Source organism: Brotocaccenecus cirricatena, from assembly GCF_020687045.1.
In the GTDB taxonomy this organism is placed as follows: domain Bacteria; phylum Bacillota; class Clostridia; order Oscillospirales; family Oscillospiraceae; genus Vescimonas; species Vescimonas cirricatena.
The window spans coordinates 19,497-46,061 of the sequence record NZ_JAJEPW010000018.1 but is presented as its reverse complement, the minus strand read 5'-3'; the positions used below and the strand labels follow the sequence as shown (position 1 = coordinate 46,061).

General features: G+C 53.5%; 24 protein-coding genes and 1 tRNA gene. 16 read left to right on the top strand and 9 right to left on the bottom strand.

The genetic code is table 11. The features are described 5' to 3' along the window. The first annotated feature begins 67 nt into the window (after positions 1 to 67). The 5 genes from LKD37_RS07765 (at position 68) to LKD37_RS07745 (ending at position 4,685) form a co-directional block, all read left to right on the top strand. Positions 68 to 541 (top strand): DUF6550 family protein, encoded by a 474-nt coding sequence (locus LKD37_RS07765; RefSeq protein ID WP_302928682.1) that lies wholly within the window; start codon positions 68 to 70, stop codon positions 539 to 541. A gap of 334 nt (positions 542 to 875) precedes the next feature. Beyond that, positions 876 to 1,163: a hypothetical protein gene (locus LKD37_RS07760; protein WP_306414429.1), complete on the top strand. Its 288-nt coding sequence runs from the start codon at positions 876 to 878 to the stop codon at positions 1,161 to 1,163. Positions 1,164 to 1,178: 15 nt separating this feature from the next. Then, positions 1,179 to 3,086, top strand: a complete 1,908-nt coding sequence (locus LKD37_RS07755) for a hypothetical protein (protein WP_302928681.1) — start codon at positions 1,179 to 1,181, stop codon at positions 3,084 to 3,086. Then, positions 3,070 to 3,954 carry a hypothetical protein gene (locus LKD37_RS07750; RefSeq protein ID WP_178265266.1) on the top strand — a complete coding sequence of 295 codons (885 nt, stop codon included), beginning with the start codon at positions 3,070 to 3,072 and terminating at the stop codon, positions 3,952 to 3,954. The genes LKD37_RS07755 and LKD37_RS07750 overlap by 17 nt, the downstream gene beginning before the upstream one ends. Then, positions 3,951 to 4,685 (top strand): DUF6339 family protein, encoded by a 735-nt coding sequence (locus LKD37_RS07745; protein ID WP_178265267.1) that lies wholly within the window; start codon positions 3,951 to 3,953, stop codon positions 4,683 to 4,685. Before LKD37_RS07750 ends, LKD37_RS07745 begins: the two co-directional genes overlap by 4 nt. A 42-nt stretch (positions 4,686 to 4,727) precedes the next feature. Here the strand turns inward: LKD37_RS07745 and LKD37_RS07740 are convergent, their stop codons facing one another. Together LKD37_RS07740 and LKD37_RS07735 are read right to left on the bottom strand one after the other, a co-directional pair. Next, the gene (locus tag LKD37_RS07740; RefSeq protein WP_178265268.1) at positions 4,728 to 6,317 is read right to left on the bottom strand and encodes a DNA cytosine methyltransferase; all 1,590 of its coding nucleotides are present in this window, start codon (positions 6,315 to 6,317) and stop codon (positions 4,728 to 4,730) included. Between the two features lie 154 nt (positions 6,318 to 6,471). Beyond that, complete coding sequence (locus LKD37_RS07735) at positions 6,472 to 6,696, bottom strand: helix-turn-helix domain-containing protein (protein WP_178265269.1); 225 nt, start codon at positions 6,694 to 6,696, stop codon at positions 6,472 to 6,474. Between the two features lie 153 nt (positions 6,697 to 6,849). On the opposite strand from LKD37_RS07735, the gene LKD37_RS07730 reads away from it, so the two are divergent. Continuing rightward, positions 6,850 to 7,269 (top strand): very short patch repair endonuclease, encoded by a 420-nt coding sequence (locus LKD37_RS07730; RefSeq protein ID WP_178265270.1) that lies wholly within the window; start codon positions 6,850 to 6,852, stop codon positions 7,267 to 7,269. 179 nt (positions 7,270 to 7,448) lie between these two features. Here LKD37_RS07730 and LKD37_RS07725 read toward each other — a convergent pair whose 3' ends face one another. Next, entirely contained in the window at positions 7,449 to 8,213 is a 765-nt protein-coding gene (locus LKD37_RS07725) for a sigma-70 RNA polymerase sigma factor region 4 domain-containing protein (protein WP_302928680.1), read from the bottom strand. Positions 8,214 to 8,801: 588 nt separating this feature from the next. Here LKD37_RS07725 and LKD37_RS07720 point away from each other — a divergent pair. The 5 genes from LKD37_RS07720 (at position 8,802) to LKD37_RS07700 (ending at position 13,461) form a co-directional block, all read left to right on the top strand. Beyond that, entirely contained in the window at positions 8,802 to 9,347 is a 546-nt protein-coding gene (locus LKD37_RS07720) for a helix-turn-helix domain-containing protein (protein WP_302928679.1), read from the top strand. Between the two features lie 179 nt (positions 9,348 to 9,526). After that, the gene (locus LKD37_RS07715) at positions 9,527 to 9,961 is read left to right on the top strand and encodes a hypothetical protein (protein ID WP_302928678.1); all 435 of its coding nucleotides are present in this window, start codon (positions 9,527 to 9,529) and stop codon (positions 9,959 to 9,961) included. Next, positions 9,949 to 11,889 (top strand): MobP3 family relaxase, encoded by a 1,941-nt coding sequence (gene mobP3, locus LKD37_RS07710; protein ID WP_302928677.1) that lies wholly within the window; start codon positions 9,949 to 9,951, stop codon positions 11,887 to 11,889. Before LKD37_RS07715 ends, mobP3 begins: the two co-directional genes overlap by 13 nt. A gap of 68 nt (positions 11,890 to 11,957) precedes the next feature. After that, positions 11,958 to 12,176 carry a helix-turn-helix domain-containing protein gene (locus LKD37_RS07705; RefSeq protein WP_302928676.1) on the top strand — a complete coding sequence of 73 codons (219 nt, stop codon included), beginning with the start codon at positions 11,958 to 11,960 and terminating at the stop codon, positions 12,174 to 12,176. A 55-nt stretch (positions 12,177 to 12,231) separates the two neighbouring features. After that, a complete protein-coding gene (locus LKD37_RS07700) occupies positions 12,232 to 13,461 on the top strand; it encodes a tyrosine-type recombinase/integrase (RefSeq protein ID WP_302928675.1) in 1,230 nt (409 codons plus the stop codon). A 65-nt stretch (positions 13,462 to 13,526) separates the two neighbouring features. On the opposite strand, the gene LKD37_RS07695 is transcribed toward LKD37_RS07700, so the two are convergent. The 3 genes from LKD37_RS07695 to LKD37_RS07685 form a co-directional block, all read right to left on the bottom strand. After that, positions 13,527 to 16,448 carry an SIR2 family protein gene (locus LKD37_RS07695; RefSeq protein WP_302928674.1) on the bottom strand — a complete coding sequence of 974 codons (2,922 nt, stop codon included), beginning with the start codon at positions 16,446 to 16,448 and terminating at the stop codon, positions 13,527 to 13,529. Positions 16,449 to 16,804: 356 nt separating this feature from the next. Further along, positions 16,805 to 16,880, bottom strand: a tRNA-Pro gene (locus tag LKD37_RS07690). Positions 16,881 to 17,045: 165 nt separating this feature from the next. Beyond that, positions 17,046 to 17,477, bottom strand: a complete 432-nt coding sequence (locus tag LKD37_RS07685) for a hypothetical protein (protein ID WP_302928673.1) — start codon at positions 17,475 to 17,477, stop codon at positions 17,046 to 17,048. 218 nt (positions 17,478 to 17,695) lie between these two features. Here LKD37_RS07685 and LKD37_RS07680 point away from each other — a divergent pair, with 218 nt between their 5' ends. Together LKD37_RS07680 and LKD37_RS07675 are read left to right on the top strand one after the other, a co-directional pair. Further along, a complete protein-coding gene (locus LKD37_RS07680; protein ID WP_302928672.1) occupies positions 17,696 to 19,000 on the top strand; it encodes a sensor histidine kinase in 1,305 nt (434 codons plus the stop codon). Further along, positions 19,000 to 19,728 (top strand): LytR/AlgR family response regulator transcription factor, encoded by a 729-nt coding sequence (locus tag LKD37_RS07675; RefSeq protein WP_302928671.1) that lies wholly within the window; start codon positions 19,000 to 19,002, stop codon positions 19,726 to 19,728. The genes LKD37_RS07680 and LKD37_RS07675 overlap by 1 nt, the downstream gene beginning before the upstream one ends. 46 nt (positions 19,729 to 19,774) lie before the next feature. Here LKD37_RS07675 and LKD37_RS07670 read toward each other — a convergent pair whose 3' ends face one another. Continuing rightward, entirely contained in the window at positions 19,775 to 21,481 is a 1,707-nt protein-coding gene (locus tag LKD37_RS07670) for a VanW family protein (RefSeq protein WP_302928670.1), read from the bottom strand. A 93-nt stretch (positions 21,482 to 21,574) separates the two neighbouring features. Continuing rightward, positions 21,575 to 22,414 (bottom strand): ParB/RepB/Spo0J family partition protein, encoded by an 840-nt coding sequence (locus LKD37_RS07665; protein ID WP_302928669.1) that lies wholly within the window; start codon positions 22,412 to 22,414, stop codon positions 21,575 to 21,577. A 221-nt stretch (positions 22,415 to 22,635) separates the two neighbouring features. Here LKD37_RS07665 and LKD37_RS07660 point away from each other — a divergent pair, with 221 nt between their 5' ends. After that, positions 22,636 to 23,196, top strand: coding sequence for a hypothetical protein (locus LKD37_RS07660; RefSeq protein ID WP_302928668.1), 561 nt, complete (start codon positions 22,636 to 22,638; stop codon positions 23,194 to 23,196). 139 nt (positions 23,197 to 23,335) lie between these two features. After that, a complete protein-coding gene (nadE, locus tag LKD37_RS07655) occupies positions 23,336 to 24,106 on the top strand; it encodes an NAD(+) synthase (RefSeq protein WP_302928666.1) in 771 nt (256 codons plus the stop codon). Positions 24,107 to 24,145: 39 nt separating this feature from the next. On the opposite strand, the gene LKD37_RS07650 is transcribed toward nadE, so the two are convergent. Further along, entirely contained in the window at positions 24,146 to 24,904 is a 759-nt protein-coding gene (locus LKD37_RS07650) for a DUF975 family protein (protein ID WP_302928665.1), read from the bottom strand. Between the two features lie 288 nt (positions 24,905 to 25,192). Between LKD37_RS07650 and rsxC the strand changes: the two genes are divergently transcribed. Beyond that, on the top strand, positions 25,193 to 26,563 hold the full coding sequence (rsxC, locus tag LKD37_RS07645; RefSeq protein ID WP_302928664.1) for an electron transport complex subunit RsxC: 1,371 nt from the start codon (positions 25,193 to 25,195) through the stop codon (positions 26,561 to 26,563). Positions 26,564 to 26,565: the final 2 nt, after the last annotated feature.

The following is a 26,565-nucleotide window of genomic DNA, read 5'->3' as shown; positions in this document are numbered from 1 at the left end:
GCTATTCCGCAAAAGGTGAGTTGTCCACAGAACTCAATCATTTTACATCCAAAGAGGAGGAACCAAAATGAAAAATAGAATCATCATCGTCGCAGCAATCACCGCCTGTCTGGCCCTGTGCGCCGCCATGTGGCCGCAGACCGAAACGGTCGGGGAAACACCCGCGCCGCCCCAAACACCCGCCGTAAGCGCCCCAGAGCCGATTGTCGCAGAGGCCAAATTAGAAACAGAAATCGATTTGCCACCAGAGAAAGAAAAGGCTGCGACTCCACAGCCGGAGCCTCCCTGTGAAACCACCAATGAGCCGGAGTTTGTACCGGCGAAAGCGTCTGCAGCTCCCAACACACAACCAACGGCTGAATCGGAGCACGTTCCGGAACCTACTCCCGTACCCGCCCCGGCGCAGACGGTCACTGACCTGCAACCCGGCGATATGGTTTATGTGGAGGGCTTCGGCTGGCTGGAATACCAAGGGCCAAATCACTGCGAATACGGCGCGGACATTTACGAAAACGGCAACAAAATCGGCATCATGGGCTGACCTCAAAAACTGCGCCGCATAAACAATGAAACAACCGATTTGAAAAATCGGCGATAAAAAATCGGTGATAAATGTCGGCGACAAAAATCGACGATAAGCGTAAACATGAAAGGAACGACAGTCGATCAGCTTGATCAACAAGGATATAGTCGTGGGAGCGGCATGAAACGCTCTCACAAAGTCTTTAAATGGCGATAACGATGAATACACACAGGACAATTTCAAAATACCATTATGTAGACAGCATATTTTATCTCTTGCAAATAGCAGAAACAAAAAATGACGAACAATATTTAAAAAATACAAAAAATATATAAAGAATGTGTTGACACAAATGAATCCACTCTATATAATAAAATCAAAACAAGTCAAAGGAGCGGTTATTATGGGGAAAAAACCAGAATCCAAGCGTGATAGATTTGTTCGGCTGGCAGAAGCCAGAACAAACAAAATCATCGATATGATTCAATTGCTGGGGAACTGTGCAAACACCAACACCTATGAGTATACTCAGCAGGATGTCGATCAGATTTTCTCTGCCATCGAAACTGAACTTCGTGAGGCGAAGAAAAAATACCAGAAGGTCGAAAGCAGCAGAACCTCCAGGTTCACATTAAAGTAAGGATGGTGTTCTTAAATGGCTCTATTCTCTCTTCGCAGATACGCTTGGAATTTTCCTTCTAACAACCATGGTCAAATTTTTGGCATCGCAGATTCTGGCGTTGAAACTTTTAATGGCACCCCAATTAAGTCTTTGGCGCGTGAGATTTGCCAGAATTCCATCGATGCAAATCTGAAGAATGGTGAACCTACTCGTATTGTTTTTCGCACATTTGAGATTGCGCCGTCTGCAATTCCGGGCTTTGATGACTTGGAAGATGCATTTTCCAAGTCGCTGGAATACTGGTCTAAGCAGAAATCTACTAAAGCAAAGAGCTTTTTCCAGTCTGCTCTTAAATTAGCGAAACAGCCTAAGATCACCTGTTTAAGAATCAGCGATACCAACACCACAGGACTCCTTGGCTCTGATGAAGAATACAATTCTCCTTGGTGCAACCTTACTAAGTCTCAGGGTGCCTCTGACAAAAGCGGCTCTCATGGAGGCTCTTTTGGCATCGGCAAATTTGCTCCTTATGCCTGCTCCGTTTTTAGAACTGTTTTCTACAGTACGTTGGATAGTGAGGGAGTCGCTGCGTACCAGGGCGTGGCCCGTCTCACCAGCTTTAAAGACAAGAAAGGTGAGACCACGCAGGGGACGGGATTTTACGGAGCAGATAAAAACGCTCCCGTGAAGCAACAAATATCCATTGACCCTTCCTATAGCCGTGAGGCAGGAAAGAGCGGCACAGACATCTTTGTCTTAGGCTTCAATGGCAGCAAGGATTGGAAGCATGACATGGTAGCATCTGTCCTTGACGGCTTTTTGTATGCTGTGTATGCTGAGGAACTTATTGTTGAGGTCGAAGATATCGTTATCAGTAAGGAGACCCTGCCAGAACTGGTTACATCCCACAAAGCATATTTTTCTGAATATGCCGACGAGTACTATCAGGTTCTTACTGCCGACGAGCAAAAATCGCCTACATACACCAAAGACATCGGTACAATGGGCAAGGTAACGCTTCGACTCATGATACAGCCTGATTTTCACAGAAGAGTGGCGATGGTTCGCCGCACGGGTATGAAAATTATGGATAAAGGAAACATCAACGGACTAATTCCCTTTGCCGGAGTGTTATATATTGAAGGTGACAAACTCAATGAATATCTCAGAACGCTGGAGAATCCTCAGCACACAAAATGGGAAATTGAGCGTGCTGAAAATAAGTCCGAGGCTAAGGGCGTCCTGTCTGCCCTTACCAAGTTTATCAAAGCCTGTCTGGATGAGCTGAAAAATGATGATGGCGAAGAAGCACTTGACCCTTCTGTTGGTGAGTATCTCGCTGCTGAACAAGATCCAGCACAACCGAAACCTGAAGATAAAGGCGAAAACATCAATGACACCATACAAGCGATTGAAACAAAGACTGTGTCCCGCAGTCCCAAGCCAGGCAGTATGAGTCAGGCTGGAACAGGTACTACTGAGGTAGATGACCCCAATGGAGATATTATCGCAGATGATATCCCCGGTGAAGGCAGCCGCGAAGGCAACTCCACCGGAGGCAATGGCGGAGGTGGCGGTGGAAGCGGCGAAGGTGGAGGAAAGGGTGATAAGCCTATCGAACACCGCAAGAGCTTGGCCGCAGTGTCTGCAGTAAAGTCGCGCGTTATGTGTACGAACAAGAGTCAGGGTGAGTATACCGTCACTTTTGTTCCCAATGTATCTGCAACAGACGGGATTATCAGCCTTTTCATGTCTGCAGAATCCCAGAACTACGATGCAACACTTATTTCTGCAGCCGCAGATGGTGCTGAACTGACAGTGAGTGGAAATAAAATCAGCGGATTAACCTTTACCGAAAATGTTCCTGTGAAACTGTCTATAAAGATTAATTTCCATGACTACTGTTCGATGGAGGTGAAGGCGTGTGGAAATAAGGTATAAACTGTATCCTTACCCCGTCTTGGCATATTATTCTGATGATTACAAAGACGGTAGTTTTGATACTACTATTGATTTGCAGAAAGATGGCTATAACATCCGTATCGACTTTATGGCCTCTCTTACCAACGTGGGGCTGAAAAAGCTGATTCAGGATGGACAGGCCCAGTATGTATATCACCTGGAATGCGCTCAGACTGGTTTCCGTGAAGTCGTGACTACTGAGAAGGTATCGGAAAGCCGTGTGCTTTCCGATAAGAAAATATGCGGTAAACTGCAGATATGTCCGTTTATCGTTGCGACTCAGGATATTGCTGGGTATAGTAATCCAGGATTTCATGATGACTATAGTGGAGCGACCTTTGAGATTGAAGCCGGCTGCGTCTTAGCGGTTGGAAAGCAGGTCAATGCAACCATCACTAAAGAAATAGAAGATTTGGCAAACACTCCGTCTGTTTTCAGTATCATTCGAAACGCAGACCCATTAGTAACACACATGATTGTGGGTATTGATGGTCAGAAAATCGTTGTTAAACTGCCGCTGAACGACTACTACAGTTATAAGCAGCTTGCCAAGGCTCCGATCACACAGCCTGTTTTGAATGCGATTACAATTATTCCGGCTCTTACATATGCGCTGGAGGAATTGAAATGCAGAAGCATAGAGGAACGTGAGGAGTTATCCGAATGTGGCTGGTATAGAACTGTGCGCAAATCTTTGCTGACAAAATTCGATGTAGATATTGAGAGCGATGATTTTAATCAGCAGAATATGGTGGTGCTGGCACAGCGCTTGATTAATGATCCGCTTGCCGAAGCATTCAAGGTTCTCTGTGAAGGCTTTGGAACAATAGGAGGGGATGACGAATGAATCTGCAATTTATAAGCTGGGATGATCTGAACGCCATAAAAGAAAACTTAGATCAGTATGTCAGCAAGTTCGCTCTGCCCTCCAATGCATGGATCGAAGAGGAATTGGGACACTCCCCATTCCTCAATACCAAGTATCCGATGCCGGATATTCATTTGGATATGTCCCAGCCGGTCGACAAAGCACATTTGACGGATGCAGCCAATGTTCAGGAAGTTTACGGCAAACTGAGTTTCATTTCCGACTCTCAGGCATCGGATGAACGCTTGTGGGCAGGTATGTGTTTAGGCCCATTTTATGAGTACACACAGTACCGATGGAAAATAGCAAAAAAGTGTACCAAACAGGATATAAAGGCGCACTACTTCTTCGGATTTGGTGCTCGACGTTCGTTGAGCAGAAATGCTCTTGCACGGCTATGGTGGATCGGCAGACTAACTTATGATGACTCGCGTCCCGATCCGTATGAACTTACAAAGTTCGTATGTGAAAACGCCGATCATGCGCTGCATATCATTGAACGCAACACTTCCAATAGTCCTACCATTATTCGCGCGTTTGTAAGCGCTATCCTTACTGCACGTACTGAAGGATTGAATATCAACACCGATACAGTTGGAGAGCTGTCAAAGTATCTGAATCTATTGGGTGGTACATATATTCTGGACTGCCTGCCTTACGATACTATTTACAACAAGACCTTGGCGAAGGCTCGTGAACTTGCTAAATGACAAAAAGGGTGGCCCAAGCAAGCTGCTCAGGTCACCCTTCTCTTATTCCTTTTCTGCACCTAATGCTTTAACCAGGCTTCGCGCAATTGCGTTTGACAAAACTGGAGGAACCGCGTTTCCTACCTGCTGATACTGTGAGTCTTTAGAACCCTCGAAAATAAAGGTGTCTGGGAAAGTCTGCAGGCGGGCAGCCTCTCGGATAGATATGGCTCTGTCCAACTCAGGATGCACCCACATAGATTTTCTTACATTCACAACAGTACCAGAGGGCTCATTGTATTTCAAACGCATATAAATGGTGTTTTGTGTTCTGTCCGCATTACTGTATGTAGTCTTTAATTCCACACCCAGATCATGAAAATTCTCGCCTTCTTTTAACGCCGCGAAACGGGCTTGTGCGACCTCACGGGTTGCTGTGGATACATGGTTATACAGCAGCTTGCCGCGAAGAGCTTGAGCCAAAGCACTTAGATTATCCATACGAGGTAATTCAACAGGGGGCGCATCAACCTCTGTTGCGGCAGGGACATCCTGCAGGTCTGCAATAGCGTCTCGCACAGTGCGGAATGCATCACTTGTAAACTCAGGCTTCGGAGGATCATAAACAATTCCCCCTCTTGTGCCGACAATAATAAAACGTTCTCTCTTCTGCGGCGCGCCGTAATCAAGAGCGTTGTAGACCTTCGCTGTAATATCGTAATTATATGGTGCGGCAGACAAAACACCATCAACATAATCAAAAACAGCATAAGACTGTACTGCTGCAATAACTGTACCATTTTCGGAACGATATTCAGTTACATGGATGTTATTGTCCAACAGCTCCTGCATCCTGCCCAACATACGCTGCACAGAGAGAGGTATTTCGATAGCACGAATTAATGCATCAAACTCAACTTTGTCTCCATTCATGTAGGAGAGCAGCATTTGTGCCATTTTGCGCTCCTGCGTTCGCACCCAATCTTCATCAGTGGACGCGGCGATATCTGCCAACAGTTTGGTGAGGTACTTTCGATAGCGCTCCACAGAGCTGGCAAACTTGGGCTCGTTGATACGAAAGCGGTATAACACAGTAATCGCTTTGAGCTCTTTTTCGTCCCACAGATAAGTTTTAATGTTGGAGGGATCTTTAGCAAAGTTGACCGCATTAGGGAAATTGATGCCTTTCGGCAGTAACTCAATTTTATCCTCAGAGAGAGTCAACCCCATGATAACGGGATCATCGATATCTGTTTCCTCTACCATAAATCGATGGATGTTGGATTTAAGCATAGCCACATTTTCCATAACAAACGCTTTGGGCTTCAGCTCTCGAACAGCACGAACATATTCCTTGACCAGACGGTTGTTCATGCTGATGATAGTAGTGTGCTGACGGTTTGCATTCGAGAATCCTTGGCAGGGAGGTCCGCCGATAACCACATCGATTTCGCCGCACGATTCCTCTAATTCCTTGTAATCAATTGTACGGACATCCGGGTACAGGCGAGCCAATCTGTGATTTCGTTTGTATGTCTTTCGTGCGCCGGGATTATTTTCTGCGGCTGCAACAATTTCAAATTTTCCTGTCTGCATAAATCCGAGACTCAATCCTCCCGCCCCTGCAAACAGGTCTATCACTTTATAAGCCATTTCAATTACCTTCTCTTCGCTGTAGTGACCATTCAGTCTAAGACATCATTGCATTCACACAAATATAAGAAATCCGTTGAGGTATCTTCACTCTGCTTAACCTATTAGTCAAGTGCATAAATTTACCAAAAGCAAGCGGAATCTAATCTGTATGTTATTGTCCTGTGTCATCCGCGTTTTCGTAAACAATCTCTACAACATCAGAGAACTGAACGCCAAAAACAGCACAGATTTTTATAAGTGCATCCATGCTGATCATCTCGTCGCGTGACAATTTTGCAATGGAGGAGGCACTTAACCCAGTAAGGGCTTGTAAATCTTTCTTTTTCATGTTTTTATCAATCATGAGTTTTAGAAGCCTATGGTAACTAATTTTCATATGCGTACCTCCCTTCAACTATCCTATAATACATCAAAAACTACAAAAAAGCAACAGGATTCATGAGAAGTTGAAGTTTCTTTCTATGTTCTTGTAGTTTGCATCTGGTTATAGATGTTGCAATGCCGCTATTAGAAAGCAGAGGGATGAATTATGGCGGACAACCATTCTCAAGAAGTACGAAGCATGAATATGTCACATATTCGTAGCAAGGACAATAAACCTGAAGAAATGGTGCGGAAGTTTCTGTTCTCCCAAGGTTTTCGCTACCGCAAAAATGTTCGCAGCTTACCCGGTTGCCCAGATATTGTTCTTCCTAAATACCGTACGGTTATTTTTGTGAACGGATGCTTTTGGCATAAACACGATTGCCCTCGTTTCGTTTGGCCGTCCTCTAATCAAGAATATTGGAAACCCAAGATCCTTGGCAATGTAGCGCGGGATAAGCGCAACGCTGAGTTACTGCGCGAGGCTGGGTGGAAAGTTATCATTGTTTGGGAATGCGAACTCAAAAAGAAATGCCGGGAAGAAACATTAATTCAACTGGTATCTGATATACAGTCTGGCCAATAGTCGATGCCATTGATACCTTCGCAAGCAATAGACGGCAGTAAAAACACGGGCGACAAGTGATGAAAGTGACGATAAAAGTGGCGATAAAATGTGACGATAAACTGCTTGAAAACGATGATAACACCATACGGTTAGAAGGAGCTGAGACTTGGTGGTCTCAGCTCCTTCTTTCGTAACGACTATTCTTTTTTCTGCGATCCATTCAGGCTGGCCCAATGCTGGCGCAGCAGCCTTTCTGCTTCTCTGCGAAAGGAATCTTGGAACATGACAGCCACAACCAATGCGCTAAGCACTGCAGCCACAGGCTCCAGCCAGGGATATGCGGTCCAAAGCTGTTCTCCCCAGCAAACAAGCGGAACACCAACAAGCAGCATAAACAGCAAAATAATGATGGCAACGTCGGGCCTGCCGTAGCCTTCACGTCTTTTGATTTTGGCCCGTATCTGTCGAAGCGCACGGGCGCGGATCTCCCGGATGTTTCTGGACGAGCACTGTTTGTCCTGTGCGACGGATTCGGTGGACTCGCCGTTGATGACGGTGCGGAACAGAACCTCCCGCTGTAGTTCAGTCAGCTCACGCAGTCCCTCGTCAATTTCTTTGCGCACATACATGAGCGGGTCTTCATCAGATCCCTCTGGCAGATACTTCGCCCGGTCAAACCAGCGCATATCATCGTAGATCGCGTTGCGCACTTCCTCCGGCAGGAACGCTTCCGGATTGTAAGATCGAGGCTGTTTGATATCCACATCCTCCAGAGTATCCGGCGCAACTCGCTTGTGAAAGTTGGCTTCGCTGTAGTAGAGCATGTGCTCCAGTTCCTTCCACTCCTCCGGATGCTCCTTCACCCACTGGTCTGCGGCAGCGGCAGCTTCCGGGTCCATAGAGTGTATCCAGCGCCAGTCAGACTGCAGTTCTTTGTAAGACTGGGTATCCTTGAAAGACATGAGCTCACCACTCTTTCTGCGTTTACAAAAAGTTTACAATTTTGGACCTTCCGATTTTGCAATTTGTCTCTAAGTAATAGTAGAAGGACAATTTCACCCGGGTGGAGTTTCCTTCGGTTCGGTACGGCACGGCCTCCGCGCTGACGAACCCACATGGCCTTCGACAGAGCATCTATGAGAGCATGAGCGCTCTCCGCCATACGGCAATCCGCTCGGAAGGTCATTCCATCTCTGACCGTGCGCCCGGGAGCACGGTCTTTTGCTATGCATACGCATAGCAAATTGCCATGTGCCGTTTCCAACGGCACGGCTATATAAATCATTCTAACACGGAGGAGGCGAAAAAGATAGCTCACAGATGAAAGTAAAAGACTCAGCTGCAAAGCAAAGGAGGGGGACACACCAGTCCGACCGCAAAACAAAAACCGCCGTGACTGCGGCAACAGTCCGGCGGCTCGGCGCACACACAGGCACGCGCAAATCAACTAATCAAAGTATAGCAAACGGGCAGCGGAAAAGCAATGAGAATTTTCCGTACGCTCCCTGTGTGAGTGTCGCAGAAGTCTACAACAACACAGGAGGTATGAATTGAGTTACAACAAATGGCCCAAGCGCAGCGCAGAGAAAAACTATTTTATGGTGCCCAACGAGATATTCAGCATCGGTCTGGATTACCGGGAGATATCTCTCTACATCTATCTGCTCCGGTGCGAGAATCGTAAGACCTACCAGTGCTACCCCAGTTACAAAACCATCGGCCATGCGATCGGCATGAGTGAAAATACGGTGGCAAAGTATGTGCGGCAGCTGGAGGAGAAAGGTCTCATCTACACGGAGCCGACGATGGTACGAAGCAAAGATGGCAGACCCCTGAACGGGAATCTGCTCTACACCATTCGTCCTATCCCAGGTGTACTCGAAGCGTTCTATGAGCGGCAGTTCCGGCAGGCAGAGGAGGCTGCCGCCCGCTATCGTGTGGCAGAACTCCTCAAAAAGTCCAACGCCCAGGGTCGCCAGAACGCCTTGTGTGCGCCTTTCCGGGAAGAAGCGAGTCCCAGTCCCGACCAGGGGATTGAAGCCGGATGTGAGCCGTTTTCGGCAGACTTTTGCGGGACGAAAGAAAAAGCAGGATAAAGGCATGGCGTCGCACGTGCCGCCGCAGCCGCCACTTCTGCCCGCAGTGCGGGCAGTTTCGGGAGTTTGAAGCTGGCGTCTTTGAGAGGCGAAAAAAGCACCGATGGCGTCAGCTTCCCCGAAAAGCCCCGTGTTGCAGGACTTTTCAAGGATGTCTTACAGCAAAAAGGAGGAATTGAATGAGTAAAGAAACCAGAGATCGTATTGCATTCCGGATGCAGCCGGAAACCAGAAGAAGGATCGAGCAGTGGTACGCTGCCGACAACTGCCAGAGCAAAAATGAGTTCATCGAGAAAGCCGTGAACTTCTATGTGGACTATCTGGGAATACAGGACAACACAACGCTGCTGCCCATGGCAATCACGTCTGCCATCGACGGCAGGCTGAGCAGACTGGAGGACTATATCGCCCGCAGAGATTTTACCAGATGCGTGGAGCAGGACATGACCAACGGTATCATCGCGGAAGCGTTCGAGATGGACCGGGATGACTTGAAGCGCAGACGCGCGCAGAGTGTCCGGAATGTTAGAGCGACCAACGGTACTATCTCTCTGGAGAAGTACGCGCGCTCCCGTCAGGAGCCGGACTGGGATGATGACGAATGGCAAGACTGATCCTCAAGAGTCCCTATATCAAAAGCACCGGCGGGGCCTCCGGATACCTTCGCTACATCGCGACCCGGGAGCGGGTAGAACTCATTTCGAATGACCGTCCGCCCACACGAAAACAGGAGCAGCTGATCGCCAAACTGGTCAAGGACTTTCCGGACAGCAAGACGCGCTATGAGTACGAGGACTACCTGACGAAGCCCACTAAGGTCAGCGCCTCTGCGTTCATCACGCTGGCGCTGGAATCCAACTGGGATGCCATCCACGAGTCAGAGCAGTACATGAAGTACATCGCCACCCGTCCTCGCGCGGAGCGCATCGGCGCTCATGGTCTGTTCAGTGATGACGACACCGTTTCGCTGGAGAAGGCCATGGAGGAACTGGAGAGCTACACGGGAAATGTGTGGACGCACATCATCTCCCTCAAGCGTGAGGATGCTGCCCGGCTCGGCTTCGATAACGCCGCGGCGTGGCGAAACCTCATCCGCGCCCACCGCAACGACATCGCGGCGGCAATGAAGATCCCACCCGGCGACTCCCGATGGTACGCTGCTTTCCACGACGAGGGCGAGCACCCGCACATCCACATGATGGCCTGGTCCGCCAAGACGGGCCAGGCCTACCTCTCCAAGGAAGGCATCCGTCAGATCAAATCCAAGCTCACCAACGATATTTTCCGCAACGAGATGCTCCATCTCTACGAACAGAAGTCTGAGTCCAGAGACGAGCTGGTACGGGAATCCCGCCGGGCGATGCTGGAACTGGTACACGCTATGCAGGACGGCGTATGTGACCACCCGGACGCCGAACAGCTCATGCTGGAACTGGCGGTGCAGCTCGAAACGGTCAAGGGCAAGAAATCCTACGGTTACCTCCCCAAACGGCTGAAGAAACTGGTGGATGAAATTGTTGATGAGATGGAGCGTCTCCCCGGCGTGAGCAAGTGCTATGACCAGTGGCTGATGCTCCAAGGCAAGGTGGACAGCTACTATCACGACAAGACCCAGGCACGCATCCCGCTCTCACAGCAAAAGGAGTTCCGGCAGATCAAAAACGCGGTCATTCAGGAGGCGGAGCGCCTGCGCTTGGGTGAGATCAGCTTCGAGGAGAAGAATCTCGGTCAGTACGATGAGCCGGAAGAATTCCGAAACGAGTCTTACGACTACTGGGCGCTCCGGGATGTGATCCGGGACGAGAGCCTGACCATGGAGGAACGGAGCGACGCCGTCTCTGAAATGGACAAACTGGCAGAGAACGGTGATATGTATGCCCAGTACCTGATGGGAAAGCTCTGGCGGGACGGACCTTTGCTGATACCGGACTCGGTGGAAGCACGGTACTGGTTCGAGCAGGCGGGGGATCAGGGACATCTGGTGGCACAATATTCCCTTGCTAAGTTATACCTCTCGGATGATTTGGAAGTGCGGGATACCCGGAAGGGGATGAACTGGCTCTACACCGCCGCGGTCAACGGCAGCCACTACGCCATGTATCGGCTGGCCAAAGAACTGTTCAAAGGTGATTTGATCAAACGAAATAGTGATGCCGCGGTGGAGTGGTTTGCCAGGTCGGCGGAGGGGGGAAATCCCTACGCCCAGTATATGCTGGGCAAGTTGTACCTTGCTGGTAAGGAGATTCCCCACGACGAGGAGAAAGCCGCATATTGGCTGACCCAATCCGCCGAGCAAGGTAATCAGTATGCACAGTACCTTCTGAACCATTTGGAGGAAAACCGTCTGCCCTCTGTGATGCTGGCGGTGACCCGGCTGCTCCATCACATGAGCCGAATATTCCAGGACAACTCCGTTCCCAAGTCCCGCCCCGGCGGTATCCAGATCGACCGCAAGCGGCTGAAAAAGCTGCAGGAGAAGCGCATGGCCTTGGGTCATAAACCGGACGACCATGAGGAGCAGTGGCCTGACATGACCATGTAAGCGGCTCAAAAACTGGGCCGCAAAACAAAGAATTAAATCCTTCTGGGCGGAAGGTAGAAAGGAACTGAATGAGAAAATCCAAATACAATTCGTTTGATGAACTCCCACTGATGCTGACCGTGGAGGATGTGTCCCATGTGCTGGGCATCGGTCTGGCCCACGCATACGAGGTGGCGCACCGCAGGGATTTCCCCACCATTACCCTGGGCAGCCGCATCATCGTTCCCCGTGACAAATTCATGGAATGGATCGACGAGCAGGCTACAAAAAAGTCCGAAATATTGTAATAGCTATTTCGGAGATTCTGTGGTATGTGTTTGTGTTAAAAAGGAGGGATCATAAATGGCAAAGAAACGAGCCAACGGTGAGGGCAGCATCCGTAAAAAGCCCAGCGGCCGCTGGGAGGGCAGATATACCCAGGGCATCGACCCGGTCACCGGCCGGGCCATCCAGAAAAGTGTGTCCGCCAAGACCCAGGCGGAGTGCAAAGAAAAGCTGGCGAAAGCCATTCGGGAAAACCGGGGCGTACCGCTCAATCACACGGGCGACTACACCGCAGCGGAGTGGTGCCGCCTGTGGTTTGAAACTTACAGCAAGCCCAACATCCGCTACAACACCGCCAAGGGCTATGAGGGGATCATTGAACACCACATCATCCCGGCCATCGGCGCGATCAAGCTTAAGCAGCTCTCGTCCATCCACATCCAGAGAATGTATAACGACCTGAAAGAGAACGGCAGGATGCCCCGTGGGGCGAAACAGAACGACAAGCCCCTGTCCAACACCTTCGTGCGGCGTGTCCATGCGGTGCTGCAGGCGGCGCTGAAGCAGGCGGTGAAAGAGCGGCTCATCCCATACAACCCCTGCGAGAACTGCCGCATCCCGCCCAAGGACAAGAAAGAGATGACCATCCTGCCGCCGGAGAAGATCGGCAGATACCTTAAGGAAGCGGAGAAGTACGGTGTCCTGCCCATGTTCTATCTGGAACTGTCCAGCGGCCTGCGCCGGGGCGAACTGCTGGCGCTCCAGTGGACAGATTTGAATGTGAAAGAGCGCATCCTGACGGTGAATAAGCAGGTCACCCGCATGGAGGGCGAGCTGGATGTGACGGAGCCGAAAACGAAAAACTCTGTCCGCAAGGTGGCGCTGTCACAGCAGGCGGTGAACCTGCTGGTGCAGGAGCATGAACAGCACCCGGACAACCCCATCCTGTTCCCGTCGCCCCGCACAGGCGGTTACTGGAGTCCGGATGCCGTGTCGAGGATCAACCGGAAGCTGCTGAAAAACGCAGGCATCGAGGAGCACGTGCGCTTCCACGACCTCAGACACACATTTGCGACCATGGCGATCTCCAGCGGCGTGGATGTGAAAACTCTGTCCAGTATGCTGGGCCACTACAGTGCCGGATTCACTCTGGACACCTACACGCACATCACCAACGATATGCAAAGGGGCGCGGCGGAGAAAATCGGCGGCTTCATGGAATCGGCCACGGCAGCCAACACCCCGGAACCTCCCGACCCGCCGGAGGAAAGCTGGTGCAAGGTGATACCGTTCGAGAAGGTGGGATAAAAGCAACAAGGCCCAAGGGACAAGATTGCGTCCCTTGGGCCTCGCCTTTCCGTCAAAACTGTAACTCAAAAGCGTTGAAGTTCATCTTGACTCAACAAAATACCATATACGATTTTTTGCTGCGCCTCTGTCGCAACACCCAAGTCAAAGCTTTTTCTCAAATCATCAGACAATACCGCACTTTTGTGTTCAACAAAATAAGGCTGATATTCTTTTGAGTATATGAGATTTTGCCACATATAATGCTCAGTATTTACCTGAGAGTAATCGAAAGCTTCTGGATTTACCATGAAGGAAAGGTGTTCAGAGTAATGGGCATATGGCTCTAAGGAAGTAAGGTCTATATCAAATCCCAATAGCTTTAAGATCATACACTCTTCAATGGTCACAATTAACCAGTCAGGAAAAGTACGCATCCCTGGCTGTGCTTTCCTTGCCGCATCCTGTTTTTCCAAAGTTGAGATGAATTTCGCCCAGCATTTTTCATCAAACGGTAGGATATTTTCTGTAAGCAAATTAAAACTCTGCTCTGCTGAAAGATGATCAAGATGCTCCCCAAAAAAGGTAGTACAGAATTCTTTTGAATAGAAAGACCTGAAAAAGTACAACTTCTTTACCTTTTGCGTGATATCGTTTATTCCATCAATATGTCGCTTGAACTGGTCCCTGTTGTCTTGAGATATTTCGTCGGCATATTTTCTGATAATGCGTCCAAATGAACTGTTCTTTCGATCTATCAGCAAAGGGTAAATCGCATCAGCTAAAAGTGCATCGAGGAGCAAAGTCCTTTCTGCACAGACATCTTTAACCGATATGTGGTTTACAATAAGTTCAATTGCGTCAAAAACATCTTCGACCATTACGGGAGCTGACTTTGATGCCTCTATTACAACATTTGCCAAAGCCCTGAAAATAGCACATACACTGTTTTTGCCTAAATCAACCGAGCAGAGAATGATCGCAAAGCAGTGGATATGCTCATGCCAATATCTGATTCTGAAATGGGCTAAACTGGCGCATAGGTTTACAAACTTTTGGGTAATATCGAGCCCATCTTCAATTTTCAGCTTTTGTACTGAATATTTTTTGAGCCAGGATTTCAGAGTCTTAGGTGAGGTGAATTTTACGAGCATATCCAAATCTACTTCGCCAATCGGATAATTATGTTCCTCTTTATGGGCTCCAATACCCCAGAAATCCATTTTTTTGCTTTCGGGTGAGTACGAACAGAGTAACGCCTTTAAATAATAGCTAAAATATTCTTTGGGTTCTGAGAAGTAGTCAAGCGGAATTCCGTTTTCTTTGAAAAAGAAATAGTAGTCGTAAGCATACGCTTTCAATTCCCATAAGCCAATATATGAATGATCGAAATAGGTAGTTCTGTTGTCGAATGCGTACCTCCTTTCGTGTTTGCTAAGAATGTCTTCCATCTTCTGCATATTCTTTGCAGGAGAATCAAATAGCATCCTCAAAAAGGATACGGCGTTCTTGTAGCGTTCGGGCGGGGACGTGTTAAACGCCCTTTGCAGCTCTAAGGTTTTATTCTCCTGTCGTTCAAAATAGGAAAGCGTTGCAATGCGTGCCCTCATTTTAGATAGTAAAACAGAAACATAATCGTCAGGCGGATTTGCTTTTGTAATAACAGAGAGCAACATTTCTACATGCTTTTTGTCCTTACCAAGCAAATGACTATAGTGCATTTTCTGGACTAAATCTTTGCAGGTTTCGAGCGTTGCGTTTAGTGTGCTGTAGTTATTGTCAAGGTACAATTGGAAAAGAGAATCTACTGGCTCGTAGACATCTGGAACAGGGAACGGTGAATCGCTCTCATAAAAATGAATTGCGGATATACCGGCACGTCTATAGACATTGGATACAACAGAATGGCTATCAGATAAGAGCTTTTGGATACACTCATACCAAGGCTTCTCGTAGAAAATAAGTTCCGTGTCCAAAAACTTTGTCCGACCAAGTGGATGCACCGCAATGAGATCTTGGTGTGAAATCTTAGAATACGACTTTAATAGCTGATACTTCTCAACGATTCGATCTTCAAGCGGAATATGCTGATAAGTAATTTTAGGGTTTGTAATGCAGCGAAGGAATGTAAAAAGCTTTCGCCCAGTACCATTAGTAATGGAGGATGGAACGCCTGCCTTTTCGCCTAAATCAGCAGGTAAAGAACTGAGGTCAACAACATAAATGTTGCGGCTTTCCAAACGCGCCTCTTCAAATGGTGTAGCGGGCTTTGAGTCAAGCCAAAAATTTGCCGGACGTTCCTTGACACCATGAAGTTCTCTAAAATAGTTGATCCATCCAATAATTAAATTGAGGTTATTATCATTTAGGGAATAGCCGAGGAAAATGAATGTATGATTGACAAGAAGCGATTTGATGAAAGTGCAGATCAAAGGGTGTTCTTGCTCGTATTTAATGTAGTCGCTCTCTTTGAGTACAATTGTGTCCGGCTTATCAAGGTCGCCATGCATTTTGATAATATAACGATCATTTGCCTCTGCAAGTAAATCACTATCTCGAGCTACAACAGTATAGAGCAGAGAATTCACAGATTGAGATTTTTCGAGGAGCGGGTCATAATTGGTTGTTATGATATGGCGGGGAAAAACGGAAAGGATTTCATCATCGATTGGGTTGGGGCCATTTTCGCAATGCAATGCACTTTGAATTAACCCAAAATAATCGGCGTGGTTTTCGGAGGCATCTTGCTGAAAGTAATACTCAGGGATGCGAAGAAACTCCTCTTGGGTATATTCGTATCGGTCTTTACAATCTGACTTGGGACAATCAGCAACTTTTTTCTGACAAGTATCGCACCGACTATAACCAAGCTCATCTCCAAAATTTCTTATTAATTCCCACCATGAAGGGACGCCAGAATTTTTGGAAACTCCAGCTCCTACAAAAATGACCAATCGATCATCCTCTTGAGCCTTCTGTATTTCTTTAATAGCAGTTACCCAATCCATATTGATTCCCTCACTGAAAAGCATTGATGTGAGACACTTCTGATATTACGATTACGAAAAAGACCGCACGGGAATACACCCACACGGCTGCCTTGGCGGCGCAAAGGCAGCCGTAAAATTATTATAGTGGATAATGTCGGAAAATTCAAGTTTCCGGCGTATCTGCGGCGAAAATACCAAAGTTATACCCGTTAGGGATGGGTTAGGGATTTTGCGGTCTTCGGCGTTCTCCCGCACCGAGGTTGCAACTGCCGTTTTACCTCTCTGGCCACAATTGGGATGTGGTCAAGCACACTTCAAAAATTGAACTTATAACGCAGAAAAACCGCCTTTTTAGGCGGTTTCTCTGAGAAAGGTGGTCCGAGTGACAGGATTCGAACCTGCGGCATCCTGCTCCCAAAGCAGGCGCGCTACCAACTGCGCTACACCCGGTTATATATTGTCGGCTTGAGCGGCCGCCCCCATAGTATACCCTACAGCGCGCCCGTTTTCAAGAGCTTTCTGCACCGGCGGCCACAAAAAGAGACCCCGCCCGGGGCTGCCGGAAAAAGGCAGGCAGCGGGCGGGGATATGAGGGAAGGGGAATGGCTTGCAGAATCAGACTCTGCGCCGCGAACGGGGAAGGCCGCTCAGCTGCTCCGTCAGCTCTCGCACCCGGCGCTTGCCGTCGGCAATGTGCCGGTCGATGGCGGCCTGCTCCCGGCAGGCCCATTCCTCATGGGTGGGCACCTGGGCCAGCAGCTTTGCCGCCGCCGCAGCCAGCCAGACGGCGCCGGAACCCTCCCCGGGACGGGTAAGCTCCGGCTCCAGCACAACGTTTTCATATTTCCGGGCACTCTCCCGGATGCAGCGGACGGCTTCCTGCAGCTCCTGGGCCGCACAGACGGCCAGGTCCGCCAGGTCATGGCTTCCAATGTTTTTCAGCAGTTGCCGCAGCTGCTCCAGCAGGCAGAGGGCTTCCTGCATCCGCCGGACGTCCTCACCGGCGGTCTCGGGGTCAATGGACAGAATGGTCAGCTTGCTTGTCATGGATGTTCTCTCCTTCTTCTTGGTGGCGTGATCCTCCCGTGCCGTGGCGATACCACGCTTTTATGTCATTATAACCCAGGATTTCTCCCATTTCATGGAATTTGCATAATTCGCCGCAAAATGCGCAGAACTCGACATTATTTACCATAAATTTCCAATTCTTGCAATTATCGGCGGCGTATGCTACAATGTATTTTCACTGTATAGGAGGGATATTTTTGAGCACGACGGTTTCCATGATTTATAACATCTGCCTGCTGGCAGTCTGGGTTTTGTTCCTGTGGAAAAATCTGACGCCCCGATTCAGCTTCCGGATAACCATGTTGATCTGCGCGGCGGTGGTCCCGGCGGTGGCGCTGGGGGTCAACTATGGGCTGAACCGGCTGTCGGTGCTGCGGCTGATCTCCATTCCGCTGCTGTTTCTGATCCTGGGGCTGACGCTGTACCGCAGCCCGATCCCCCTGACGGCCTTTGTGGCCCTGCTGCCGGAGGCAACGCTCCTGATGATGGAGATGATGCTGTCGGTGATCTTCCCGATGCTGTTTGGCCTGAACGGGGAGGTCGACTATTGGCACTCCGCGGCGGCGGAGCCTATGGCTCTGCTGACGGTTTCGGTGTATGCCGGAGTCCTGGCCCTGGCCACCCGGGCCCTCTCCCGGAACGGCCGGCCGCTGACCCTGACCCAATGGCTGATCTTCACGGTTTTCCCCCTGCAGCAGAGCGTCTGCCTGATTACCATGTTCCGGCTGTATACCCAGTTTCCGGAGGCCGTCAACTGGCCGCGAATGTCCGTTCTGATCCTGCTGTTTGCCGTGTCCGACGTGGCGCTGTTCTGCCTGATCGGGCAGACCGCCCGGAAGGCGGAGCTGGAGACCGCCAACCGCCTGCTGAATGACCAGCTGGATAACCAGCTGAAGCACTATTCCGCCCTGGTGGATCAGTACGAGGACAACCGCCGCATCCGCCACGACATCGCCCACCATATGCACACCATCCAGCTGCTGCTGGAGAGCGGCCGCCGCCAGGAGGCCACAGCCTATGCCGGGGAGCTAATGCGCCAGCAGGAGCACAGCTCCCAGCTGGGCCAGTGCGAAAATCCGCTGGTGGACGCCTTCCTGTTCAGCCGCATCCGGGAGGCCCGGCAGGCCGGGATCCCGGTGGAGGCATCGGTGGTGCTGCCCCGGAGGCTGCCCATTGCCAACGTGGACCTGGTGATCCTGTTCGGCAACCTGATGGACAACGCCGTGGAGGCCTGCGGCCAGGTGGCCTCGCCGTTCATCCGGCTGGAGGCCGGGCTGCGGAAGGACTATCTGGTGGTGACGGAGACCAACCCCGCCCCGGCGGATGACACCCGGAAGGAGCGCCGCATTCCCCAGCTGGAGCGGGGCATCGGCCTGCACATTCTGACGGACCTGGCCGGGCGGTACCACGGCTCCTGCACCCAGGAGGTCCGGGACGGACAGTTCACCGTGTCCATTGCCCTGCAGCTGCCGGAAAATCAAGGAGAAACGGAGGAAGCCTGATGTTCCGTCTTGCTATCTGCGACGACGACACCCTGCATATGCAGAATACCCTGCGCTGCACCCGGGAGACGCCGGAGGCTGCCGACTGCGACATCCGCACGTTTTCCGCCCCCGGGGAGCTGATGGACGCCGTTACCGGCGGAGGCTACCGGCCCCACATCGCCCTGCTGGATATCTGTATGCCCGACAGCAGCGGCATCGAGCTGGCCCAGCGCCTGCACGAGAAGCTGCCCCGCTGCCAGGTGATCTTCGTCAGCAGCTTTCTGGACTATGCCACGTCGGTGTATGACGTGGAGCACGTTTATTTTATCCTGAAATCCCAGATGGCCCAGCGGCTGGGTCCCGCCCTGCGGCGGGCCATGGACGCCCTGGGCGCCGTCCGCGCCGACCTGCTGCTGGAGCGGGACGGCGCATCGTACCGGGTGCCGGTGTCGGAGGTGCTGTATGCCGAGCGGGTGCTGCGGAAAACCCGGGTGGTCACCACCCGGGGAGACTTCATGACCCAGCGGACCCCCGCCCAGCTGCTGGAGGAGAGCCGGGGTTTCATCCGCTGCCACCAGAGCTATTGGGTGAACCTGTCCCGGATCCGGTGCATCAGGGACGGAGCCTTTGTCATGGAAAGCGGCGGCTGCGTCCCCATCAGCCGCACCTATCAGCATCCCGCCCGGGAGGCGTTTTTCCGCTCCCTGGTGGACGGCGAGTCTCAAAAAGGGCAAGGCCCTTTTTGATAAGCATAAAAAATCAGGGCCCTGAAAAGGCCCCGATTTTTTATGCTTATGTTCCGGGTTCTGCCGGGTCCGGGGCGGGATCGGGTGTGGGTTCAGGCTCCGGGTCCGGGGTGGGTTCAGGCTCTGGGGTGGGTGTGGGGTCGGGCTTGGGCTCCGGCTGGGGCTCCTGCTTGCCCACCTCCACGATCTTGTCCCGGCTGTCATAATTGCTCTCCGCCTCGAAACTGCTGGAGATCAGATTTCCGTTGCCGTCGTACACATTCCGCCAGGTCTGCACGGTGAACCCAGTGATGGGATACTGGGTCACCCGCTCCGCGCCGGGGGCCAGGCTGTCCACCTCTTTATAGATGGTTTTCCAGGGGGTGGTGGACACGGTTTTGCTGGTGATCTTCACGAAGCTGCTGTCGGTTTTGGTGCCGAAGATCTTCACCGTGACGTTGTTGTTGTACCAATAGGTGACGATCTTGATGGGATAGTCCGTGTTGTTCTGCAGAACAAAGTCCAGATACGGCCAGAACACCGTGGCGTCGCACCCGGAGGGGACATAATCCTGGGCGTACATATGGCAGGCCCGGGACACGATCTTCAGGTTGGCCAGCAGGGCCGAATAGTACAGGGTGGACGACACCTGGCACACGCCGCCGCCATAGGAGGGCACGGCCTTGCCGCCCACATAGGCGGTGCCGATCTTGAACCCGGCCTCCTTGGTGGTGGGGCCCACGGCATTGTTATAGCTGAAGTTCTCGCCGCTGTTGACCACGGAGCCGCTGATGTTTCCGGCGGCCTTGCGGACGTTGAAAATCCGGTCGCTGGTGCCGGAGACATAGGAGGTGTACTGTCCCAGCACGTCCCGGAACAGCACCTTCTCCAGCTCCGCCTTGGTGACGGTGGGATAGGTGATCTGGGCGGGGATGACGATCTCCTGGCCGGGCTGGGCGTCCTCCACCAGCTTTTCGGCCCCGGCCACGTCGAAGGTGACGCCTATGCGCCCCTCCACCACCTGGCCGGTGGACCGGTCATAGGAGGCGTTCTTTCCCTGGCCGCCGATCTCCTGCTCCAGGGCCGCCAGGTCCAGGGGCTTGCCCTGGGTGATGGTGCTGACGCAGGGGATGGGGTCCATGCACCGGGTGGTCACCGCCTGGTGCAGGGCCCGGGCCAGCTTGTCCCCGTCGATGGTGCGGCCGTCGGCGGCCTTGGTGACGTAGAAGCCGTCGCCCTTGCCCTCCTCCATGCGGTACGCCCCGTCCACCGGGTCAAGGCTCAGCTCCCGGCTGAGGCTTTCTGCCCGCTGGGACAGCTGCCCGGCGTCCAGGTCCCACTGGACCTGCGCCTGGGTGTCCCCGAACCAGCTGCGGATCAGGTGATAGCCGTTGACGAAGAAATTGCCGCCGTGGGCCGCGTTCCAGGCGGCCTGGGCCGCCTCCTGGGGCGTCACGGACACCCCCAGCTCCGTCAGGTTCACCGTGCCGATGACCTGGTCCTCCAGGGTCAGGTCGATGGTTTCCTTGCGGCAGGCGGCGTCGCCCTCCCGCTGCCACTTGTCCCGGACCTGCTGCGCCGTAAGGCCGCCTACGTCCACCCCCAGCACCCGGGTGCCCCGCAGGGTGGTCCCTCCGGCGGCGGCCACCGCGCAGACGGCTATGTACGCCGCCGCCAGCACGCCCACGGCGATGCCGGCAATCAGGCCCGCGGTGCGGCCCGGGGACCGGGGCTTCTTTTCCTTCTGTAAGGGCTTCTGGTTGGTCTGTTCCATGGATGCCCCTCCTTGTTTCTGTATAACCGCGCCAATGCGCGTCTTTACAGTATACTACAACCCCGGCGGAAAAAAGTTACAATCCGGTAACAATCAGCAACTTTCGGACACACTATCGATTTTTCCCGATGCGCGCTTGGGGATGCGGATGGTCAGCAGAATCTCCCGGTCCGTATCCTGGCGATTCCATCCGGCGTCCACCCCGGCCTGCCGCATCAGGTGCAGCCCCCGGTCCACGCTGTTGAGAAACAGCCGCACGTCCTTGATGATGTAGGTGCTCCGGCCCCGGGGCGGGGTGACCTGGGCCGATTGCAGGAGCTTTTCCACATAGGCCTCCGCCTGGGCCACGTTCATCCCCCGGCGCACCATATCCCCGGCGGCCCGGCGCTGGACCTCCGGGTCCTGGAGCCGCAGCAGCGCCCGGGCGTGGCGCTCCGTCAGGCCGTTTTCCCGCAGCAGGGCCCGCACGTCCTCCGGCAGACGCAGCAGGCGCAGCTTGTTGGCCACGGTGGGCTGGGCCCGGCCCAGCCGCCGGGCGGCCTCCTCCTGGCTGAGCCCATACCGGGAGATCAGCCGGGCGATGGCCTGCGCCTCCTCCCAGCAGTCCAGGTCCCGGCGCTGGAGATTCTCCATCAGGGCCAGCAGGGCGGAGTCCTCCTCCCCTACCTGGGCCACCAGACACGGCACCTCCCGCAGTCCGGCGATCCGGGCCGCCCGCAGCCGCCGCTCCCCGGCCACCAGCTCATACCCGTCTCCGGCCCGGCGGACGGTCAGGGGCTGCAGAATGCCGCAGGAGCGGATGCTGGCCGCCAGCTCCGCCAGGCCCTCCTCATCGAAGCTGCGGCGGGGCTGCTGGGGATTGGGCCGGATGCGGCCCAGGGGGATGTACTGGACCCGGGTGGATAGAAACTCACCTTTTCGCTGCAATTTCATGGCGTTCGACCTCCTTTCCCCCATTTTATCCGCCAGAGGGGGCAAAAAAGGCCGCACCCTGTCGGGAAATCAAAATTTCCCCGCTTGCGCCCCGGGCTGCAATGTCTGCGCCGTGTATGTGGAGCCGTCTCACCGCTCCGTTGAAAACAGGAACATATCATAATTGTGTTGACGGCAGTCCGTGAGATGGGATACAATGAGAAAAAAGGAGGGGAAGCTCTATGAAGAAGCGTCTGGAAGCCCTATGGTGCGCACTGTTCCGCGTGAACAAAAACGCTACCGGCTACACCTGGCCCATTTGCCGGATACTGCTGTGTCTATTGTCCTACTGGCTTTTGACAGTGGTCAACGGAAGTCGGCCCATGAGTACGCCCCGGGCGGTGGTGTTCGTGCTGCTGATCGTGCTGACCTGGGGACTCTTTTACGGCGTTATATGCGCACTGGTGGAGATCAACATCGTCCGGAAGCACCGCAGATCCCCCAAGACCAGGCAGCCGGTATCGGGCCGGGAGAAGGCTGCCGGAAAGCCCTTTTCCCTGGAGCAGCTGGCGGCGCTGGCGGAGGAGAATGACATTGTGGAGCTTCGCCTGCTTCACGGCAGCCGGACTGTCACCGCCGGGTCCAGCTCCGACTACACGCCCCAGAAGGGTTTTTTCGATAAGCGCTACTATGTGGGCAGCAAGGAAATGGAAACTATCGACGATTTCCGGCGGGCATTGGAGCCATACGCCCCCGGCAGCACCGTCACGGTGCTGACCATTGACGGCGTAAAGCCCCAATAAACATTTGCAGCACGGAAGAGAGCCGTATGATGCACCGCATATCCCCGCGGAAGCCACCCTCATCAGCGGAAAAAATGCTTGCCATCGGGACCCCTGGGGGGTAAAATAACACCAATTGAAAGACAGGAGGCGCATTCCTATGGAATTTAATCCCCAGAAGCAGCTGGCGGGCCTGTTGGAGTGGATGGACCAGCAGATGACCCAGTGCGGCGGCAAAACCGCCGTCATCGGCATTTCCGGCGGCAAGGACAGCAGCACCGTGGCGGCGCTGGCTGTGGCTGCCTATGGCCGGGAGAACGTATACGGCGTGCTGATGCCCAACGGCGTCCAGCCGGACATCGACTATTCCCAGGCCCTGGTGGAGCACTTGCAGATCCCCCACTGCACCATCAACATCCACGACGCCGTTCAGGGCGTTCTGCGGGAAATGGAGAAGGCGGGCCTGACTCCCAGCCGCCAGACCGCCGTGAACCTGCCCTCCCGCATCCGCATGGCCACTCTGTACGCCGTGGCCCAGACCGTGCCCGACGGCATCGTCATCAACACCAGCAACCTCTCCGAGGACTGGGTGGGCTACTGCACCATTTACGGCGACTCCGCCGGAGCCTTCTCCCCGCTGGGCATGTACACCACCGAGGAGGTCATTGCCCTGGGCCGGGTGCTGGGCCTGCCGGAAAAGTTCCTGGTGAAGGCCCCCTCCGACGGCCTCACCGGCCTCACCGACGAGGACAACCTGGGCTTCACCTATCACGCCGTCAACGAATATGTCCGCCGGGGCGTCTGCGACCCCGCCATCCGGGAGCAGATCGACCGGAGGCACTGCACCAGCCGCTTCAAGTTCCAGACCCTGCCGGTGTATCACAACGGCCTGCCTATGGCCCTCACCGACGAAACGGATTACTACAAGTAAGCAAAAAAATCCTGCGGCTCTGCCGCAGGATTTTTTTGCTTATTCGTTGGGGCCGAAGGGGTCGATGGGCCGGAAGGGATCGTCATCGCCGCCGTCGGGGCCGGACTGGAAGCCGATGCCCTTCACCCGCTTGATCTCCTGGAAATAGCCCACGTTGGCCTGCTCCCGATAGGGGGCCAGCCAGATGTCCAAAATGCCCAGGGTCAGGCCGGACAGCAGGATCCACCCGATGAAGGACAGGTCCAGCACAAACAGCGTCCACTTGAAGCCCGCCGTCTGGGCCTTGCTCATGCTGATGGCCTCCATGATGCCGATGTCGGGATTTTCGCACAGGTTATACACCGCGAAGCGGTACCGGTACTGGGCGATGAGGCCGGGGATATAGAACAGCAGGGACCACAGGAACACGAAGATGCTCATAACGATGTTCAGCAGGATCAGCTTCCCCAGGAAGCCGAACCCGTCCAGCAGGCAGGAGAAGGGCATTTCCTTGCCCCGGCGCACGCCCAGGTGATAGATGGACCAGCCGGCGCTGAGAATTGCCTGGGCCAGCCAGTTCACCGCCGCCACAAAGGCCACCAGCAGCACCGGGAACTCCGGAAAGTTGGGCAGCATCGCCGCCAGGTCGGGGTCATAGCCTGCCATCTGGTCCACGGTCTGGGACGCCCCCACATAGGAGTCCAGCCCGCCCAGCAGGCCCAGAACCCCCACAACGATCAGTGACACCAGGTAGGGGTTCACCCGGGCCCCCCGCAGCACCTGCTTGGCTTCTTCTTTAATCTGAATGCGATCGGGCATGAAAGCACTTCCTTTCTTGTGACACGCCGCCCCGCAGGCGGCCATATGTCCGCTTTTCTGCGCATAGTATACCATATGCCGCCCCCAAACACAAGAGCGGGAAATTTCGGGTATTTCTGGATAAAGATTCCGCCGGATTCCCTCCGAAAAGCTAAGAATAAGACAAAAACCTATAATTTTTGCAGAAAACCGGAATACAGGGGGTGGACAAGAAGCCAAATCTGGTGTAGAATTTAGGGCAGTATGTGGTGGCATAGGGCCACCCAGTAGTAAGATGAGGTGAAGACAATGGCACAAGCTTTCTTTGGCGGCGTTCATCCCAATGATATGAAGGCCGCAACCAATGAAAAGGCCATCGAACAGCTGGCAGCCCCGGCTGAGGTGGTCATTCCCATGTCTATGCACATCGGTGCACCCTGCAAGCCCATCGTTGCGGTGGGCGACAAGGTGACCATCGGTCAGAAGATCGGTGAACCCGGCGGTTTCGTGTCCGCTCCCATCCATGCCAGCGTGTCCGGCACGGTGAAGGCAGTGGAGCCCCGTCCCTTCTCCATGGGCGGGACCATGATGTCCGTGGTCATCGAGAACGACTTCCAGAACACCGTGTGTCCGGACATTCATCCCGTGGACGACCCCGACAGCCTGACTCCCGAGCAGCTGGTGGAGATCGTCAAGAACGCCGGTATCGTGGGCCAGGGCGGCGCAACCTTCCCCACCCACGTGAAGATCAGCTCCGGCCTCGGCAAGGTGGACTATGTCATCATCAACGCCGCCGAGTGCGAGCCCTACATCACCGGCGACCACCGCACCATGCTGGAGCGGCCCGAGCAGGTCATCAAGGGCGCCACCCTGCTGGCCAAGTGCTTCGGTGTGGAGCACGTGTACATCGGCGTGGAGGCCAACAAGCAGAACGCAGCCGACGTGCTGAACAAGACCATCGACGAGCTGAAGGCCCCCGTGGTGGTGGAGGTCCTGCATACCCGCTACCCCCAGGGCGCTGAAAAGCAGCTGTGCCAGGCCATCTCCGGCCGTCAGGTTCCCTCCGGCAAGCTGCCTGCCGATGCAGGCTGCTGCATCTTCAACCTGAACACCACCTGCGCCATCTATAAGGCCGTTTACACCGGTATGCCCGTTGTCAGCAAGGTGGTCACCGTGTCCGGCTCCGGCGTCATCGAGCCCAAGAACCTCGAGTGCCCCATCGGCACCCCCATCACCGCCCTGTTCGATGCCTGCGGCGGCCTGAAGGACGAGACCTATAAGCTGATCATGGGCGGCCCCATGATGGGTCTTGCCCAGTATAACCTGGACGTCACCGTGGGCAAGGGCACCGGCGCTATGCTGGCCTTCGCCGGTGATGAGGAGCAGTACGAGGAGAATCCCCAGTGCATCCGCTGCGGCAAGTGCGTGGGCGTGTGTCCCATGCGGCTGGAGCCCGTGTTCATGTATAAGTACCTGATGAAGGGCGACGTGGACACCTGGCAGAACACCCTCCACGGCATGGACTGCATCGAGTGCGGCGCCTGCGCCTATACCTGCCCCGCCCGTCTGCCCCTGACCCACGCCTTCCGCATGGGCAAGCAGAAAGTCAACAATGCAAGAATGGCCGCCAAGGCCAAGGCAGAGGCCGAGAAGGCCGCCGCCGAAAAGAAGGAGGCGTAAAC